We start from the raw sequence: 16,436 nt of genomic DNA on the forward strand, positions 1-16,436 counted from the left end.
CGGCGAAAATCTGAAGGTGGTGAGGAGAGGGCCGGCGTGACCCCCGGTGAGGACAGGCCGTGTCAGGCCATGGAGCCGCCGCCGCCTCCGGCGACGCCACCCCAGGACAGTTCGAGGTTGTCGCCGCCGGCACTGTCGGCATCAGACACCGACATGTCCTCAGAGGTGTTGTAGGCCTTGTAGAGATCGGCCTGACCGGCGTTGATCAGGGAGAGTGCACCGATCAACGTGCCCTGGCACTCGTTGACCTTGACCATGAAGTTGGTGTAGGCGTCAGCGCCGGCACCCTTGAAGGTCTCCTTCAGGGAGACGACGGAGTTCTCGAGGTTCTGGACCTCGATGACCAGGAGTTCGCCGGAGTCGCCGGAGTCCCGGGCGGCCTTCTCGAACGTCTCAAGGCCTTCGGTGAGTTCAAGCTTTGCCATGTTCATCCCCTTGTGGTGATCAGTGTCGGACCGGTGGTCCGTTGGTGGTGTGCCTGACGCGTGCCCTCATTCGGCATCCCGCCGGCCCGATGTCACCATCTTTCTTCCACCGGTGGAGTCTGGTCAACCGGATCCGATGGGGAGAACTCCCCATGCGCCCCCGGCCCCATTGTTTCCGCCTCCGGCCGAATACTGGAATGATGAGGGAGGTCACGGTGCCGGGATGCGCCGGCCGAGGACGAGCCCGGTGCAACCGGGACCACCGGGAAAAGGAGGAGACCGCCAGTGGCCATGGATTTCGACTCACAGCTCATCGAGTCGGTCGAGGTTCGGCGCAATCGGCTCAGCGCCTCCTTCCTCTTCGGGTTGAACCCCACGGAACGGCGGTGGAAGGACCGGACCAAGTCCTTCGTCTACGGCCTGATCATCGCGGCCCTGATCTGCGCCTTCTGTGTGGCGATCTCCTTCGTCATCAACATCCTCACCAACTACATCAACGACCGCAATGAACGCGAGGAGCAGCGCGAACAGCAGGAACTGGAGCGCCAGCAGATGGAAGAGGAGCGTGAGCGGCAGGAACAGTCCCAGAGCGCCCCGGCGGCCCCCGTCTCCCCTGCCGACCTCTCCGCCCTGTCCGCACTGCCCGCACTGCCCGCATCCCAGCCGCCGACCCCCTGGAGGTCCTGACGTGCCCAGCCCCTACACGCGAGTGGCCCTGGTGGGCCAGAGGCGCAACGCGGACCTCCTGTTGCCCTCAGACGCTCCGCTCGGCACCCTCATGCCCCAGATCCTGGATGTGCTGGGAGACCAGCCAGAGGACTCCCTGGGCGCCAAGCTGCTGGTGCGGACGGACGGTGGGGAGGTACCCGCGGCGCAGACCCTGGGCGAGGCCGGGGTCCTCGACGGCGAACGGCTCCGCCTGGTCTCCCGCACCGAGGCCCCGCCCTCCCCGATCGTCTACGACCTCAATGACACCGTCTCGGACCACACGGAGGCCGTCACGGGCCGGTGGTCCCCGGTGTACAAGTTCATCATCTCCGGGCTGCTCGCAGCACTCGGCGTCTGGCTCGCGATCACGGGGCTGTTGGAGTCCTTCGCGCCACAGCAGCAGGACTGGGTGAATCTGGCCCTGGGCGCGGTGGCCCTCGTGGCGGCGGCCACGGTCTCCTCCCCGGGCCGCCAGCAGGCCGTGGCCGGCACCCTCGCGGGGGCGGGAACCCTGTTCATGGTCTCCGGGCTCTTCGGTCTGGGACTGGACGCCCCGTGGTCCTTCATCGCCCTCGGCGCGCTGGCGGCACTGGTGCAGGGCGTCCTGGGATTCATCGTCAACCGCCCCCTGTCCATGTTCATCTCCGCTGCGGTGACCGGTGTCCTGGTGCTCGTCTGGGCCGTGGCCCCCGCGGTCTCCGTCTGGGCCATCGGGGACCGGACAGCGGATCCGGTGGTCGGCGCCGCCGCCATCGCCGGGATCGTCACGCTCCTGGTGCTCGGCATGCTCCCGGCGATCGCCCTCGGGGTGTCCGGGCTGGCGGGGATGGATGACAAGCACGCCAACGGCGCCGCCGTGCTGCGCCGGGATGTGGCCACAGCCATTGACTCCGCCCACGGAGGCCTGGTCTCCAGCGCCATCATCTGCGCCGTCTCCGCGGCCCTGTCCCTGTGGCTCGTGGGCGGGGACTCCCTGGCCTACCCCTACTCCCTCCCGCTGCTGGCCTGCATGGTCCTGGCACTGGGACTGCGCGCCCGTTCCTTCCCCCTGGCCGCCCAGCGCATTCCGCTCTATCTGGCCACCGGCCTCGGGGTGCTGGCACTGGTCCGCCTGGCCACCGCTTTCCTCCCGGACTACGAGGGCGTGTTCCTGGGCGTGCTGCTCGTGGTGGCACTCGTGGCCGGCTCCGGGCTGTCCGTGGACCTGCCGGAGCACTCTCAGGCCCGGATGCGCAAGACCGGAGACACCATCGAGGCCCTCGCCCTCTTCGCCCCCATCCCACTGCTGATCGGCTACTACGGGATCTACGCCACCCTGTTGGAGACCTTCTGATGTCCTCTGCTCCCCTGGACCCCTGGAACGACGCCGGCCCAGCCCCCTCGCGTCCCCGCCCCGGTACCGGCTCGGCCGGGGACGAGGTGCACTGGTCCACCCGGTCCGACCTGCGGAAGGACGTCCACCAGGCTCAGGACGACCCCTCCACCGGGTTCGAGTCCGTGGCCTCCCGGGTCCAGCGAGACTATGCGCGGCGCCCTGCCCTGAACCTGTGGTCCCGCGGCTGGCGGGCACTCGGTGGACTGTGGGGACATGACCGGACCGGTGACCGGATGCTGGCCTCCGCCAAGGTGGTCCAGTCCCCCGTCACCACGGGCCGCCGCCTGGCCGTGGTGTCCCTGCGCGGCGGTGCCGGGAAGACCACGGTCTCAGCACTGATGGCCGCCTCGTTCGCCACCCTGCGCCCCGAGCCGGTCGCCGCACTCGACCTGGATCCTGCCTGCGGTTCCTTGGGACTGCGGCTCGGCAACCGGCCGGCTCCCGGAGCGGAAGAGACCGCCGCCGGCCTGGCCGCGATGCAGTCCACCACCTTCGATTCCGTCGCCTCCTTGATGTCCCTCGCCGCCAACGACCTGTACTACACGGGTCCGAGGGTCACGGGACGGCCCCTGGGCGAGGCCGCCACCACCACCCTGTTGTCCGGCCTGTCTCGCTACTTCCCCGTCACCGTCATCGACTGCCCCACGGGACTGGAGCACCCGGACACGGCGGCCGTGCTCACCCGTGCCCATGCCGCCGTCTTCGTGGTGCCGGCCACCGCGGCCGGGGTGGACGAGGCGGCCGGCTACCTCCGCCACTGGCAGTCCGACCCGTTCCTGGGGGCCATCCCCGTGGTGGCGGCCGTGGTGGGTACCGCGGCCGGCGCTGTCCTGGACCCGCTGTCCCAGGCCGCCGCCCTGACCCGGATCGGCGTGGGCGCCGTCGCCGTGCGCCATGACCGCCACATCGGCGGCGGGGTGGGCATCACGTTGCCCCTGATCCGGCCGGAGAACAGGCTCGCCGCCGCGGAGTTGTCCGCCCAGGCCCTGGCGGCGGCCAACGCCGCGGGTTCCCAGGCGCCGCTGGCAGGGGGACGTCACCGGTGACTCGGAAGATCATCCACCGCCCCGCCCGCACCTCGGCGCCCGCCCGCCTGTACCGGCCCTTCCAGATCGAGGGCCCCCAGCCGATGGACCCGGCCGCGGCCGAGGGCGAGAGCAACGCCGGCTTCCTGCGCATCATGCCGATGTTCGCCGCGGGCGCCTCGATGATGGTCATGATGACGTTCCGGCAGAGCCCGTTCGCCGCCGTCGGGGCCATCGCCATGATGCTCTCCCTGACGGTGGCCGTGATCATGATGTTCTCCCAGCGGGGCAAGGCCGGGCGTCTGCGCAAGACCATGCGGGACACCTATGCCCGGTACCTCGAACGGACCCGGGTCCGGCTGCGTGACGATGAGCAGCGCGCCCAACTCGCTGCCCGTGCCGCCTCCCCGCCCCCGGCAGCGCTGTTCGACATCGTCCGGAACCCCGCCCGCGTGTGGGAGCGGCGCCGCTACCACGAGGACTTCCTGCAGGTCCGGGTGGGATCCGGGCGGCGCCCCACCCGCCAGATCGACATCTCCCTGACCGAGACCTCCACCTCCCTCCAGGACGAGTTCATGGTGCGGGAGGCCGAGTCCCTCAAGAGCAGGTTCCAGGTGGCCCCGGACATGCCGGTCACCGTCCCCCTCGACTCCGCGGGCAGCATCTCCCTGGTGGGCCCCCGGGACCTGGCCCTCCAGGCGACCAGGTCACTCGTGGCCGGTGCCGCGGCCCTGCAGTCCCCGGAGGACGTGCGCATCGCCCTGATCACGCCCCGGAAGGACCGTGCCGACTGGGACTGGCTCGAGCTGCTGCCCCATCTGGATGACAACTCCGCCAAGCACTTCACCGGGCCGGTCAAGCTGATCGCCCCGGACCCGGAGTCCCTGGAGGACCTCCTGGACGCGGACCTGCAGTTCCGTTCCAAGGTCACGGGAGAGAACACCAAGTTCGGCGATGAGCTGCTCCGTGGGCCCGCACTGCTGTCACGTCTCATCGTGATCGTGGACCGCTACGGCCAGACGGCCGAGGACATCTCCTTCGGGGACTCGCACTTCGGCCTGCAGGCCCGCGCCATCACCGCCATCCACCTGTGCGAGGACCGGCTCCAGGAGCCCTCCGAGGTGTCCTACCGCATCACCCTCCGCGATGGCCGGACGGATGGACGCCCGGAGTTCCTGCTGGAGGATCGCACCAAGGACCAGGGCAACCCGGTGCGCACGGAAGGCGTGCTGGATCCTCTCGACGCCAGCACGGCCACGGGCCTGGCGGCGGAGATCGCCCCCCTCCGGCTCTCGCTCGACTCCCTGGAGCACACCGGCGCCGAGGCGGCCTCGTCCTCCTCCTTCCTGGAGATGCTGCACCTGTCACCGGCGCTGGACCGGGCCGACGTCGAGCGCAATTGGCGTCCCCGGTCCCAGGCCGACTTCCTGCGCGTCCCGCTGGGACCGGATGACAAGGGCAAGCCGGTGCTGCTGGATCTCAAGGAGGCCGCACAGCTCGGCATGGGTCCGCACGGGCTCTGCGTGGGTGCCACCGGCTCCGGCAAGTCCGAGATGCTGCGCTCCCTGGTGTTCGGCCTGCTGACCACCCACTCGCCGGACAGCCTGGCCATGGTGCTGGTGGACTTCAAGGGTGGTGCGACCTTCGCCCCCTTCGAGGGGGCGCCCCATGTCACGGGCATCATCACGAACCTCTCCGATGACCTGACCCTGGTGGAACGCGTCTACGCCTCGCTGAACGGGGAGATCCTCCGCCGCCAGGAGGTCCTCAAGGCCGCCGGGAACATCGCCAACATCACCGACTACCAGATCCACCGGGACGAGGAACGGTCCCAGGGACGGGACATCGAACCGCTCCCCCACCTGGTCGTCATCATCGACGAGTTCGGGGAGCTGCTCACCGCCCGCCCGGACTTCATCGACCTGTTCCTGTCCATCGGGCGCATCGGCCGCTCGATCGGCGTACACCTGCTGCTGAGCTCCCAGCGCGTGGAGTCCGGCAAGCTCCGCGGCCTGGAGACGTACCTGTCCTACCGGATCGGGCTGCGCACGCTCTCCGAATCCGAGTCCCGCACCGTCCTGGACACCCCTGACGCCTTCCACCTGCCCCCGCTGCCCGGCTACGGGTACCTCAAGGTGGACACCACCGTGTACTCGCGGTTCAAGTCCGGCTATGTCTCCGGTCCGCTGGAGGACGAGGTGATCGAGGAGGAAGAGGAGAGGAATCCGCAGGACGAGATCCCGGTGGTCCTGACGGCACCGGAGTACTCGCTGCTCCTGGAGGAGCAGTCCGCCAGCCAGCCCGGCGAGGAGGGCGCACCCGCCCAGAAGAAGGACGGGCCGGCCCGCCGCACCACCGGACCCACGGTGATGTCCACCATGATGGACACCCTGCGGACCTACCCGCCCTCCGTGAAGCCGATCTGGCTGCCACCGCTGCCCCTCGAGGCGACCCTGGACCAGATCGTGGGCGAGCCGAAGAACACGGAAGAGGGACTGCGCCTTCCCGCCGGCGGCAATCTCACCGTGCCGGTCGGCCTGTTGGACGATCCGGCGAGACAGTGGCAGGGCCTGTGGGAGATCGACTTCACCTCCGGCTCGGGGAACATGATCATCCACGGAGGCCCCCAGTCCGGCAAGTCGACCGCGCTGCGGACGCTGGTGACCTCACTGGCGCTGACCCATTCCCCGCAGCAGGTGGGGATCTACTGCATCGACCTGCTGGGGTCCGGCATGCTGCCGCTGCAGGACCTGCCCCACGTGGGCGGGGTGGCCATCCGTACCAACACCGAGGTCGTCTCCCGCACCGTGGACGAGATCACGGGGATGCTCGCCCACCGGGAACGGGTCTTCGAGAAGCACTCCATCGATTCCCTCACCACCATGCGGCGTCTGCACGCCGCGGGGAAGATCCCCGAGCTGCCCAGTGCGGACATCTTCCTCGTGGTGGACGGCCACGGCCAGTTCCAGGAGGAGTTCGATGACCTGCTGCCCAAGATCGTCTCCATCATGACGCGCGGCTCCGGCTACGGCATCCACATCATCTCCTCCGTCAACCGCAACAACGAGATCCGCGCCACCCACCAGACGTACTTCACCCACCGCATCGAGCTGGCCCTCTCGGAGCCGGGAGACTCGACGATCGACCGCAAGCTGGCCGCCAACGTCAATCCCGCGGCGCCCGGGCGCGGGCTGATGCCGCTGAAGCTCCAGGGCCATCTGGCCCTGCCACGGATCGACGGTCAGGCGGAACGGGAATCGGCCACGGACGGGCTCAAGGACCTCGTGGCAGATGTGGGCCGCTTCTCCACGGGCTCCGCCATGAAGGTCCGCGTCCTGCCGCAGGAGGTCGAGGCCTCCTCGGTCCCCACCCCGGAGCGCAAGGGACTGTTCCCGCTGGGCCTGCGCGAGCTGGACCTGGGTGTGCAGCAGCTGGACCTGGAACGAGCGGACCGCAACCTCATCGTCATGGGCGACGAGGAGACCGGCAAGACGAACCTGCTGCGCCAGGTGGTCCGGCGCTTCACCGCGAACCACCGCGACGACGAGTTGATGTTCGTGGTCTTCGATCCCCGCCGCGGTCTCGGCGACTACGTCCCGGACGACTACCTGGGCGGCTACGCCACCAATGCCGAGGCCGCCAAGTCCCTGGTGGGTGCTGTCGTCAATGAACTGCGCAAACGCCAGGACCCGAAGGAGGACCAGTCCACCACGCAGCGTCAGACGCGCGTCGTGGCCCTGATCGACGACTACGACGTGCTGACGGTGGGCGGCGGCCAGTCCCCGCTCGGGGGGTTCATCCCGTTCATTCCGATGGCCGCGGAGCTGCGGGTCAACTTCGTGCTCACCCGGCGAGTGCGCGGAGCCTCCCGCGGCATGTACGAGTCGTTCTTCTCCACCCTGCGGGACAACGGCACCTCGGCCCTGATCATGTCCGGTGACAGGCGCGAGGGCAATCTCATCAACGGCGTCAAGGCCCGGAAGATGCCGCCCGGCCGCGGCCAGCTGCTCCAGACGGGCAAGCCCGTCATGACCGTGCAGACCTTCTTCGGCGAGCCCGGCGCCACCGCGGGACCCACGGGGTGACTCCTCCGGATCCCACCGCCGCCTCCGGCCAACGCCCCGTCACCGCGGCGGGACTGGGCTTCGGTGCGGGCGCCTACCTCTTCTGGGGCGGGCTGCCGCTCTACATGGCTGCCACGGAACCGGCCACCGCACTCGAGGTGGTCTTCGCCCGGATCGGCTTCACGCTCGTCACCTGCGTGGTGTTGCTGTACGCCCTTCGGCGCTGGAACGACGTCGGCCGGCAGCTGGGCGGGGCACGGCGGCTCGGTGCCACGGCCCTGGCCGCCGTCCTGATCACGGGCAACTGGGCCATCTACACCTATGCCGTGGTCTCGGGGCAGACCCTCGAGGCGGCGCTGGGCTACTTCATCAACCCGCTGATCTCCGTGCTGGCCGGGGTGGTGCTGTTCGGCGAGCGGCTCCGCCGGGCCCAGTGGGCGGCCGTGGCCCTGTCCGTGACGGCCGTGGTGGTCATGGTGGTGGGCCACGGGGCGTTCCCGTGGCTGGCGCTGCTGCTGGCCCTGAGCTTCGGCGGCTACGGCATCGTCAAGAGCCGGCTGGCCACGTCCGTCAGCCCGGTGGCCTCCCTGGGTGCCGAGACCATCCTGCTCATCCCGGTGTGCCTGGCAGGCATGTGGTGGCTGGCCGCCACGGACCAGATGACCCTGTTCTCCCACGGCACCGGGCACTTCTGGATCCTCGTGCTCTCCGGTCCCGTGACCGCCATTCCCCTGATCCTGTTCGGGGCGGGGGCCAGCCGCCTGCCGCTGACCCTGCTGGGGCTGCTGCAGTACATCAACCCGGTCATCCAGTTCCTCATCGGCCTGTTGCTCTTCGGCGAGGCCATGAGCACGGGGCGCTGGGCCGGGTTCATCCTCATCTGGTGCGCCCTGGTGGTGCTGATGGTCGATTCGCTGCGCGCGGCCCGGCGCAACCCGAGACCTTAGACTGGGCGCATGCCTGCAGATCCCACCGCTCCGTCCGGTTCCGTCTTCCTGCCGATCTTCCAGAAGCTCGTCCCCGCCCACCTGGAGACGCCCTGGTCCCCGGAGGACGGGATGGAGCCCGGTGAGCTGGATTCCCTGTTGGCCGCCTCCCCAGCCGCCGAGGCCGGACTCAACGGCAGTGGCCGCGTGCCGATGCCCCTGGCCCTCTACGAGTTCCACCTTGCGCTGGGCAATTGCCCGGACCTGCTGGAGACTGACCACTTCTTCTGGGACGCGGACGAGCTGGAGATCCTGGACGGGTTCCTGCTCTTCCTCGAGGATGCTGGGGAGACCACCGTCTGGGGGCTGCGCGTGGAGGACGCCGAGCTGCCGGATCCCCTGGTGTGGCGCCGCTCCACGGGGGCGGACTCCGAGCACGGCGTGTGGAAGTGCGAGGGCGGGACGTTCAGCGAGTTCACCTCGGACCTGCTGGACTGGACCTTCGAGGAGCCTGACGAGGCAGATGATCGGGATGATGCCGGGGAGGACGCCCTCGAGTGATGGCCCCGCCCACCTCCCACGCCCCCGAGGGTTATGTCTGTCCCTTCTGCGGGCTGGCGGCCGGTGACGTCTCCGCCCCGGACAACCGCTGTGCACTCGAGGACCTCGTCTACCAGGACGAGGACGTGATGGTGTTCATCGCCGTGGACGGCTTCGGCGATCACGAGGGTCACGCCATGATCTCCCCCACCCGGCACTATGAGACGCTGTACGACCTGCCCGACCGGGTGCTGCAGCGGATCAGCCTGATGGCCCGCCAGGTGGCGCTGGCCATGAAACAGGCCTGGGCACCGGACGGCACCTCCACCCGCCAGCACAACGAGCCCGCCGGGAACCAACACGTGTGGCACTACCACCTGCACGTGTTCCCCCGGTGGTACGAGGATCAGCTCTACCGCCACCTGCGCCACCCGGTGGCCCCGGAGGTCAGGGCGGTCAAGGCCCGGGAGCTGGCCGCCGCGCTGGACGCCACGCCCACCCGGCTGCCCTGACCGGCCCTCACGGGACGAGCGGGAAGATCGGCAGCGCCGCCGGATGGTGGGCGTGCACGATCACCAGGAAGACCACCGCGTCGAAGAGCAGGTGCACCGTCACCACGTACCAGAGGTTCTTGGTCCAGGAGAAGATCGCCCCCTGGACCAGGGCGAAGGGGATCGTCAGGGCCGGCCCCCAGGACTGGTAGCCGAGCTCCCAGAGGAAGGAGACGAAGATCCCCGCCTGCAGCAGGTTGGCCACGGCCGGCCGGAAGTGCCGCAGCAGCAGCGTGTAGACGGTGCAGATGAAGAACAGCTCGTCCCACAGCCCCACCGCGTTGACGCCCACGAACAGTCGGGCGATCTCATGCCACTCGGCGACCGCGGGCCAGTTCCGGTAGACGCCCGAGGTGAGGAAGTAGAACGGCAGGATCAGATAGGCGGCCACCACCACGATCACGAGGTAGGCCCACATCCGCCGGCTCCACCGCCCGCCGGCCCAGGGGAAGCGCACCGCGTGCTCCCGATAGACCCACCGTGAGACGGCATACGGGATCACCACCGCACCTCCCAGGGCCACCGTGAACCGGGCCATCCCCTCGGGAGAGATGTCCGCATGGAGGGAGATCAGGCTGATGAAGCCCAGGGCGAGGGCGATGAGGAGCAGGTCGGTGCCCAGCCGGTTCGAGTAGCCGCGCTGATCGGTCCAGTGGCCGCCGGCCACCCCGGCGGCGAGCAGGAGGTAGCCGGGCAGATCAACCTGTGCACCGAACAGCAGCACCGCGGCCGTGCTCACCGCGGCGGCCGGCAAGACCGCGATCGGGTGCGCGGTCACCGGGGCCGGAGCGGTGCACATGGTCTCGTTCGGAGGGCGGCGTCAGGACTCGCGGTCCACCACATACTCGGCGAAGGCCACCAGCGCGCCCTTGACCGGGGAGTCTGGCAACGGTGCCAGCGCACGGACCGCGTCCGCCGACCAGCCGCGGGTGATCTCCCACGCCTGCCCGATCACCGGGTGTGCGGACACGGCTGCCACTGCTGCAGACAGTTGCTCGTCCGTGTCCAGCGGGCCGTCCACCAGCTCCAGGGCGGCGCTGGCCGAGGCCGCGTCTGCCGAGTCACCTGCCGCCACCTGCCGCAGCAGCAGCACCGGCAGGGTCGGCACCCGCTCCCTGAGGTCCGTGCCGGGGGTCTTGCCGGAGGCGTGGGAGGAGCTCGTCAGGTCGATCACGTCGTCGGCCAGCTGGAAGGCCATCCCCACCTTCTCGCCGTACTCCTCGAGCAGACCCACGGTGGCGGCGTCGCAGCCGCCGAAGTGTGCGCCCAGCTGGCCGGCCGCGGCGATCAGCGAGCCCGTCTTCCCGCCGATCACGCGCAGGTAGTGGTCCAGGGGATCGTCATCCTCCGTGGGGCCCACCGTCTCCCACAGCTGGCCCATCACGAGCCGCTCGAAGGTGCGCGCCTGGATGGCCACGGCCTCGGGGCCGAGGGAGGCCATCAGCAGCGAGGCCCGGGCGAAGATGAGGTCCCCCGCCAGGATGGCGATCGAGTTGCCCCACACCTGGTGCGCGGCCGGAGCACCGCGGCGCACGGGCGCCTCGTCCATGACGTCATCGTGGTACAGGGTGGCCAGGTGCGTCAGCTCCATCACGACGGCGGCCGAGCGGACTGCCGCAGCGACCTCGCCGACCTGACCGGTCCGGACTCCCGGGTCCCCCACGAGGGCGGAGAGGATGGTCAGCAGCGGGCGGATCCGCTTGCCGCCGGCCTCCAGCAGGTGCCGGGAGGTGTGATCCGCCAACTGGTCCGCATTGGAGACGGCCTCGGAGAGCTCGCGCTCCACCTCGTCGAGGGCCGTGATGACCACGTCCATCAGCTCACCGTGCTCCGCCAGGTTCTCGAAACCACGGGGCAGGGTGAGGGAGCCGATCGACAGGTCGCGAGAGACGTCGGCGCTGGAGGCGGGCTCGGGTGCAGTCACCTGAGCAAGACTATCCAACGTTGGCCGGGGACGGCGCATCGGGACGAGGCCCCGCGGCCAGCCCCTGGGTGGTGGCGGCGGGGACCGCCGATTCCAGGAGCCGGACCACCCGGTCCACCGGGGCCGTCCCCCGCTCATCCACGAGGTTGGCCATCACCTGGACCACGGAACGCAACAGCGGTGCCACCCGCATCCCCGTGGCCAGGGCCGCCTTCAGCACGGCCGGGTGGCCGATCAGCTCGGCGAAGCGGGTCCCGAGCGCGAAGTGGCCGCCCCAGGTCTCCTGGGTGAGCACCGGATACCTGGACAACTCCGCCTCGCGGCCGGCCGCCGTCGGGCGCTGCAATGCCGTGACGGCGAGGTCCGCCGCCATCCGGGCCGCCTCCATGGCGAAGGAGATCCCCTCCCCGTTGAAGGGGGAGACCATGCCGGCGGAGTCCCCCACGAGGAGCATCCCGGGCACGTGCTGGGGCGTGCGGTTGAAGCCCATCGGCAGGGCGGCACTGAGGATCCTAGAGGTGCGGGTCTCCTCGGACAGCCCCCAGGACTCGGTCAGCGCCCCGGACCAGTCCTTGAGGATGGAGCGGTAGTTGAGCTTGCCGAATTGGGGGGAGGTGTCCAGGATGCCGAGCCCGACGTTGACGGTGCCGTCCGGCAGCGGAAAGAGCCAGCCATAGCCGGGCAGCAGGTTGCCGCGGGCATCGGGGAGCTGGAGCCAGGACTCCATCCAGTCGTCGTGCCGGCGCGGGGAGTCCTCGGGCAGCGCGTAGTACGCGCGCACGGCCACGCCCATGGGGCGGTCGTCCCGTTTGGCCAGTCCAGCCGAGACCGCGGTGCGCGTGGAGTTGCCGTCCGCGGCGATCACGATCGGGGCGTGGAAATCACGGAACTCACCCGTCTTGCGGCCGCGCCCGTCCAGCAGTTCGGCCCGCAACCCGTTGACGGCGCCGTCCTCGGCCCGCAGCACGGTGGTGACCGAGTGGCGTTCCAGGATGGTGGCCCCCGCGGCCCGGGCGTGGTTCGCCAGGATCTCGTCGAAGTCGTTGCGGCTGCGCACCAAGGCGTGGTCCGGCCAGGTCTGGGTCTTCGGCCAGGGGACCTCCACGGCGCGGCCGCCGGCCACCAACCGCAGTCCGCGGATCCGCTGCCAGCCGTCCTCTGCGGCGTGCGGGATCCCCATCAGGTCCATCTCACGGACCGCCTGCGGGGTCAGCCCGTCACCGCAGACCTTCTCGCGTGGATAGGCGGTCTTCTCCAGGACAGTGACCTCGATCCCGGCGTTCGCCAGGTGCCAGGCGGCGGTGGCTCCGGCGGGGCCGCCGCCGGCGATGAGGACCTGAGTGCGCGTTGTTGACTCCACCCCGCCATTGTCCCAGAGCATCCCGGCTGCCGCCGGTACTCCCTCGACGCTGACGGTACTCTGGTGTGGACATGAGCAACCCTGGATCTGCGGCACCGGCACCCCGTCTGGCGTCCTGCACCTATGCCGCCCCCCTGCCCAACGGCACCGACGGTGCCGGACTGGCAGATCTTCTGACCACCGGCTCGGAGAGCGCCTGGATCCGCGACGGTGAGGGCATGGTCGGCCTGGGGACCGCCGCGCGCTACGGCACCACCGGGCCCGGCCGCTTCGAGTCGGCCCGCCGCTGGTGGATGGCCGCCACCGAGGCCGAGGCTGCCGAATCAGCGGGCGCGCGCCGGAGCACCGTGCCCGACGACGGCCTGCCCCGGCGCTCCCCGCTGGCCTTCGCCGCGTTCGCCTTCTCCGACGACAGCCCCGTCGAGTCAGTCCTGCTGGTCCCCGAGTTCGTGGTCGGCCTGGCCCACGGCCGATCCTGGCTGACCTGGCAGGTTGACCTGGACGCCCCGGAGTACGCGGAGCGAGCGGCGGCCGGCTGGCGGCCCGGCCGGGCCGAGGCGGAGCAGCGGCTGGCCGGGCTGCTCGCCGAGGCGGCGGGCCGGGAGAGCGGCAGCGGCACTCCGGCCCATGGTCTCGAACTCTCGGACGGGACGCTCTCCCAGGAGGGTTACCGGGCCGCCGTCGCCCGTGGGGTGCAGCAGATCGAGGCCGGTGCCCTGACGAAGCTCGTGCTGGCCCGGGACGCCGTGGTCCGCTCGACCGATCCCGTGGACGTCCCGCACGTGCTGCGCACCCTGACGGTGCAGTACCGGGACTGCTGGACCTACGCCGTGGGCGGGCTCATCGGCTCCACGCCGGAGATGCTGGTCAAGGTGGACGGGGACACCGCCCGTGCCCGGGTCCTGGCGGGGACCCTGGACCGGGACGGGGCACCGGAGGGCGCCGCCGGCTCCGACTACGCGGGGCAGATGCTCTCCGAGAACCCCAAGCAGCGCCACGAGCACCAGCTGGCCGTGGACTCCCTGACCGAGCGGCTGGAGCCGTTCACCACGTCCCTGGACGCCCCGGACGAGCCCTTCGTCCTGGAGCTGCCCAATGTGTGGCACCTCGCCACGGACGTCACCGCACGGCTCGTGGGGGCTCAGGGGACGCGGCGCACCGGCCCCGGCGCCCTGGCCCTCACCGAGGTGCTGCATCCCACGGCAGCCGTGTGCGGCACCCCCCGGGAGGAGGCCGCCGCGCTCATCGGGGAACTGGAGTCCGCCGACCACGGCCTGGACCGTGGACTCTTCGCCGGCCCGGTGGGGTGGCTGGACGGCAACGGGAACGGCGAGTTCGGGATCGCGCTGCGCGGGGCCGTGGTGGAGGACGCCCACACGGTCCGGCTGTACGCGGGCTGCGGGATCGTGGCGGCCTCGGATCCGGAGTCCGAACTGGCCGAGACCCACGCGAAGATGCGTCCCATGCTGCAGGCGCTGGGATTGGACCTGAAGCTGGCACCGCGGGCCTAGGTGCCGCAGCGCGCCGCGTCGGGCCGCGGCGGGCCACTCAGAATGTCGCGTGGACTGCATCCTCCACGTGGCGCCGGACCTCCGGGCGGGCGGAGCGATCCGACCGCAGCTCCAGCACGCGGCGCCCCCGGGCGGGGCTGCCCAGGGCGGCCAGCAGCCCGTCCTCCGAGTCCACGGGGGCCCAGTCCAGCCCGTAGGCCGCGCACAGCGAGCGCACGTCCACGTCCTGCGGGGTGCCGAAGAAGCGCTCCACCACCGGGCCCATCCCCTCACGCCGCGCCACGAGGCCGTGCTCCAGCCCGGCGAAGATGGCCCCGCCGGCGTCATTGACCACCACGATGTCCAGATCCGGCTCCCGCTCCCCCGGCCCGATCAACAACCCGCCGGAATCGTGGAGCAGGGTCAGGTCCCCGCACAGCAGCACGGTGCGCCGCCCCGTGCCCAGGGCGATGCCGGTGGCCGTGGAGACGGTGCCGTCGATCCCCGCCAGGCCGCGGTTGGCGAAGACCACGGCCTCCGGGAACGTCGGCGGACGCCACGCAAGGTCCACGTCCCGGATCACCGAGGAGGAGCCGAGCACGAGCGGTCCGCGCACGGTGCTGGCCACGAGCTGACTCGTGCGCAGCGCCCCGGGGCGGCCGACCGCGTCGTGACGGGTGGACAGGGCGTCCTCCACCGCTGACTGGGCGATCACGCCGGCCCGCTGCCAGTCAGTCAACCAGCCGGTGGGACCCCGCCCGGCCACCACGGCCAGTTCCTCGAGGTCCTCCACGGGGCGTTCCCTGCGGGCCCCGGGCTCGAACCAGGCGACGGGCTCCGGCTGGTGGATGGCGGTACCCACGTCCTCACGGGCCAGCAGGGCAGAGACCTGCCGGGTGAGGGTGGGGCGGCCGAAGAGGATGACCTGCTCGATGGCCTCGGCCAGGGGGTGCGAGTCCTCCCCGAGTCCCCCCTGGGACCCGAGCAGCCACGGGTAGGCGCCGATCGCGTTGAACCCGAAGCGCGAGTTCGAGCTCGGCTCGGCGAGCAGGGGCAGTCCCAGGGCTGCGGCGAACGCTGCGGGCAGGGGGCCGGAGCCGTGGCCGGCCACCACCACGGTCCGGGACTCGGCGAGCTCGGCGACATCCAGGTCGAGTTGCTCGGTGAGGTCCATGGGGTTCACCTGCACGGGACCGGAGGGCCCGGAGATGACCTCCTCGCCGGCGGCCGGAACCCAGCCGGCGTCGTCTCCCTGTTCGGCCGTCGCGGTGGGTTCCGCGGGCACCAGGGGCTCACGGAAGCGCAGGTTCAGGTGGACCGGTCCGGGCGCGGACTCGCGCACGGCGACGCCCGGCGTCCCACCGAACCCGTCCACCTCCTCGGTGTCGAACCCCCCAGCGGCCAAGAGCGCCCGGGAGACCAGGGAGCGCAGGTGCTCGGTGTGCTGCTGCCGTGCGGTGGCCCGGGGATCCGCGTCAGTGACCTCGGCGGCCTCCGCCGCCAGCCACTCCGGCACCTCCTCGGTGTCCGGGTCCGGGGGCACGTCCCCGCTGAGGGTGGCGCTGAAGCGCACGTGCAGCGGGAAGATCCCGTCCTGCCGCGTGGTCTGGTTGGCGCCGGTGCCCTGGAGCTCCTCCGGACGGTCCGCCGTCAGTGCCACGAGCTGGACCCCGGAGTGGTCCGCCTCCATGAGCGCCGGGAGCAGGTTGCCCACGGCCGTTCCGGACGTGGTCAGCACACCGACCGGCCGGCCGGAGGCCAGGGACAGCCCCAGCGCCGTGTAGGCGGCCGAGCGTTCGTCGATGCGCACGTGCAGCCTGATGCGGCCGGCGCGCTCCGCCTCCGCCAGGGCGTAGACCAGCGGGGCCGAACGGGAGCCGGGGGCCAGCACGGCCTCACGCAGTCCGCCCTCCAGCAGGGCCTCCGTCACCGTCCGGGCCACCCGCTGGGAGTCCAGGGCGAGGGTGGTGCTGTGCAGGCTGGGCTCGTGCCGGGAATGCTCCATGACTTCATCCTACGGAGACTGTCTGAGCGGGCGGTGAACTCCA

13 protein-coding genes are annotated in these 16,436 nt (G+C 70.8%); 8 read left to right on the plus strand and 5 right to left on the minus strand.

The window, feature by feature from the left end; translation table 11 throughout:
* Positions 1-62: 62 nt before the first annotated feature.
* Entirely contained in the window at positions 63-425 is a 363-nt protein-coding gene (locus IMT31_RS05410; RefSeq protein WP_413544022.1) for a hypothetical protein, read from the minus strand.
* A gap of 291 nt (positions 426-716) precedes the next feature.
* On the opposite strand from IMT31_RS05410, the gene IMT31_RS05415 reads away from it, so the two are divergent.
* From IMT31_RS05415 to IMT31_RS05445, 7 genes are read left to right on the plus strand one after another with little or no spacing between them, the layout of a single operon-like run.
* Positions 717-1,112: a hypothetical protein gene (locus tag IMT31_RS05415; RefSeq protein WP_345360471.1), complete on the plus strand. Its 396-nt coding sequence runs from the start codon at positions 717-719 to the stop codon at positions 1,110-1,112.
* Between the two features lies 1 nt (position 1,113).
* Entirely contained in the window at positions 1,114-2,466 is a 1,353-nt protein-coding gene (gene eccD / locus IMT31_RS05420) for a type VII secretion integral membrane protein EccD (protein ID WP_413544023.1), read from the plus strand.
* Positions 2,466-3,554, plus strand: coding sequence for an AAA family ATPase (locus IMT31_RS05425; RefSeq protein ID WP_413544024.1), 1,089 nt, complete (start codon positions 2,466-2,468; stop codon positions 3,552-3,554). Before eccD ends, IMT31_RS05425 begins: the two co-directional genes overlap by 1 nt.
* A complete protein-coding gene (eccCa, locus tag IMT31_RS05430) occupies positions 3,551-7,618 on the plus strand; it encodes a type VII secretion protein EccCa (RefSeq protein WP_413544025.1) in 4,068 nt (1,355 codons plus the stop codon). The genes IMT31_RS05425 and eccCa overlap by 4 nt, the downstream gene beginning before the upstream one ends.
* On the plus strand, positions 7,615-8,544 hold the full coding sequence (gene rarD, locus IMT31_RS05435; protein WP_413544026.1) for an EamA family transporter RarD: 930 nt from the start codon (positions 7,615-7,617) through the stop codon (positions 8,542-8,544). Before eccCa ends, rarD begins: the two co-directional genes overlap by 4 nt.
* A 9-nt stretch (positions 8,545-8,553) precedes the next feature.
* Positions 8,554-9,084 carry a hypothetical protein gene (locus IMT31_RS05440; protein ID WP_345360457.1) on the plus strand — a complete coding sequence of 177 codons (531 nt, stop codon included), beginning with the start codon at positions 8,554-8,556 and terminating at the stop codon, positions 9,082-9,084.
* A complete protein-coding gene (locus IMT31_RS05445; RefSeq protein ID WP_345360454.1) occupies positions 9,084-9,575 on the plus strand; it encodes an HIT family protein in 492 nt (163 codons plus the stop codon). Before IMT31_RS05440 ends, IMT31_RS05445 begins: the two co-directional genes overlap by 1 nt.
* 7 nt (positions 9,576-9,582) lie before the next feature.
* Here IMT31_RS05445 and IMT31_RS05450 read toward each other — a convergent pair whose 3' ends face one another.
* From IMT31_RS05450 to IMT31_RS05460, 3 genes are read right to left on the minus strand one after another with little or no spacing between them, the layout of a single operon-like run.
* Positions 9,583-10,413, minus strand: coding sequence for a type II CAAX endopeptidase family protein (locus IMT31_RS05450; protein WP_345360451.1), 831 nt, complete (start codon positions 10,411-10,413; stop codon positions 9,583-9,585).
* 21 nt (positions 10,414-10,434) lie between these two features.
* The gene (locus IMT31_RS05455; RefSeq protein WP_413544027.1) at positions 10,435-11,577 is read right to left on the minus strand and encodes a polyprenyl synthetase family protein; all 1,143 of its coding nucleotides are present in this window, start codon (positions 11,575-11,577) and stop codon (positions 10,435-10,437) included.
* Positions 11,549-12,898 carry a geranylgeranyl reductase family protein gene (locus IMT31_RS05460; RefSeq protein WP_413544028.1) on the minus strand — a complete coding sequence of 450 codons (1,350 nt, stop codon included), beginning with the start codon at positions 12,896-12,898 and terminating at the stop codon, positions 11,549-11,551. Before IMT31_RS05460 ends, IMT31_RS05455 begins: the two co-directional genes overlap by 29 nt.
* A 71-nt stretch (positions 12,899-12,969) precedes the next feature.
* On the opposite strand from IMT31_RS05460, the gene IMT31_RS05465 reads away from it, so the two are divergent.
* Positions 12,970-14,409 (plus strand): isochorismate synthase, encoded by a 1,440-nt coding sequence (locus IMT31_RS05465; RefSeq protein WP_413544029.1) that lies wholly within the window; start codon positions 12,970-12,972, stop codon positions 14,407-14,409.
* Between the two features lie 37 nt (positions 14,410-14,446).
* Here the strand turns inward: IMT31_RS05465 and menD are convergent, their stop codons facing one another.
* Positions 14,447-16,393: a 2-succinyl-5-enolpyruvyl-6-hydroxy-3-cyclohexene-1-carboxylate synthase gene (menD, locus tag IMT31_RS05470; protein ID WP_413544030.1), complete on the minus strand. Its 1,947-nt coding sequence runs from the start codon at positions 16,391-16,393 to the stop codon at positions 14,447-14,449.
* Positions 16,394-16,436: the final 43 nt, after the last annotated feature.

Source organism: Citricoccus nitrophenolicus, from assembly GCF_047305825.1.
Lineage (GTDB): Bacteria > Actinomycetota > Actinomycetes > Actinomycetales > Micrococcaceae > Citricoccus > Citricoccus nitrophenolicus.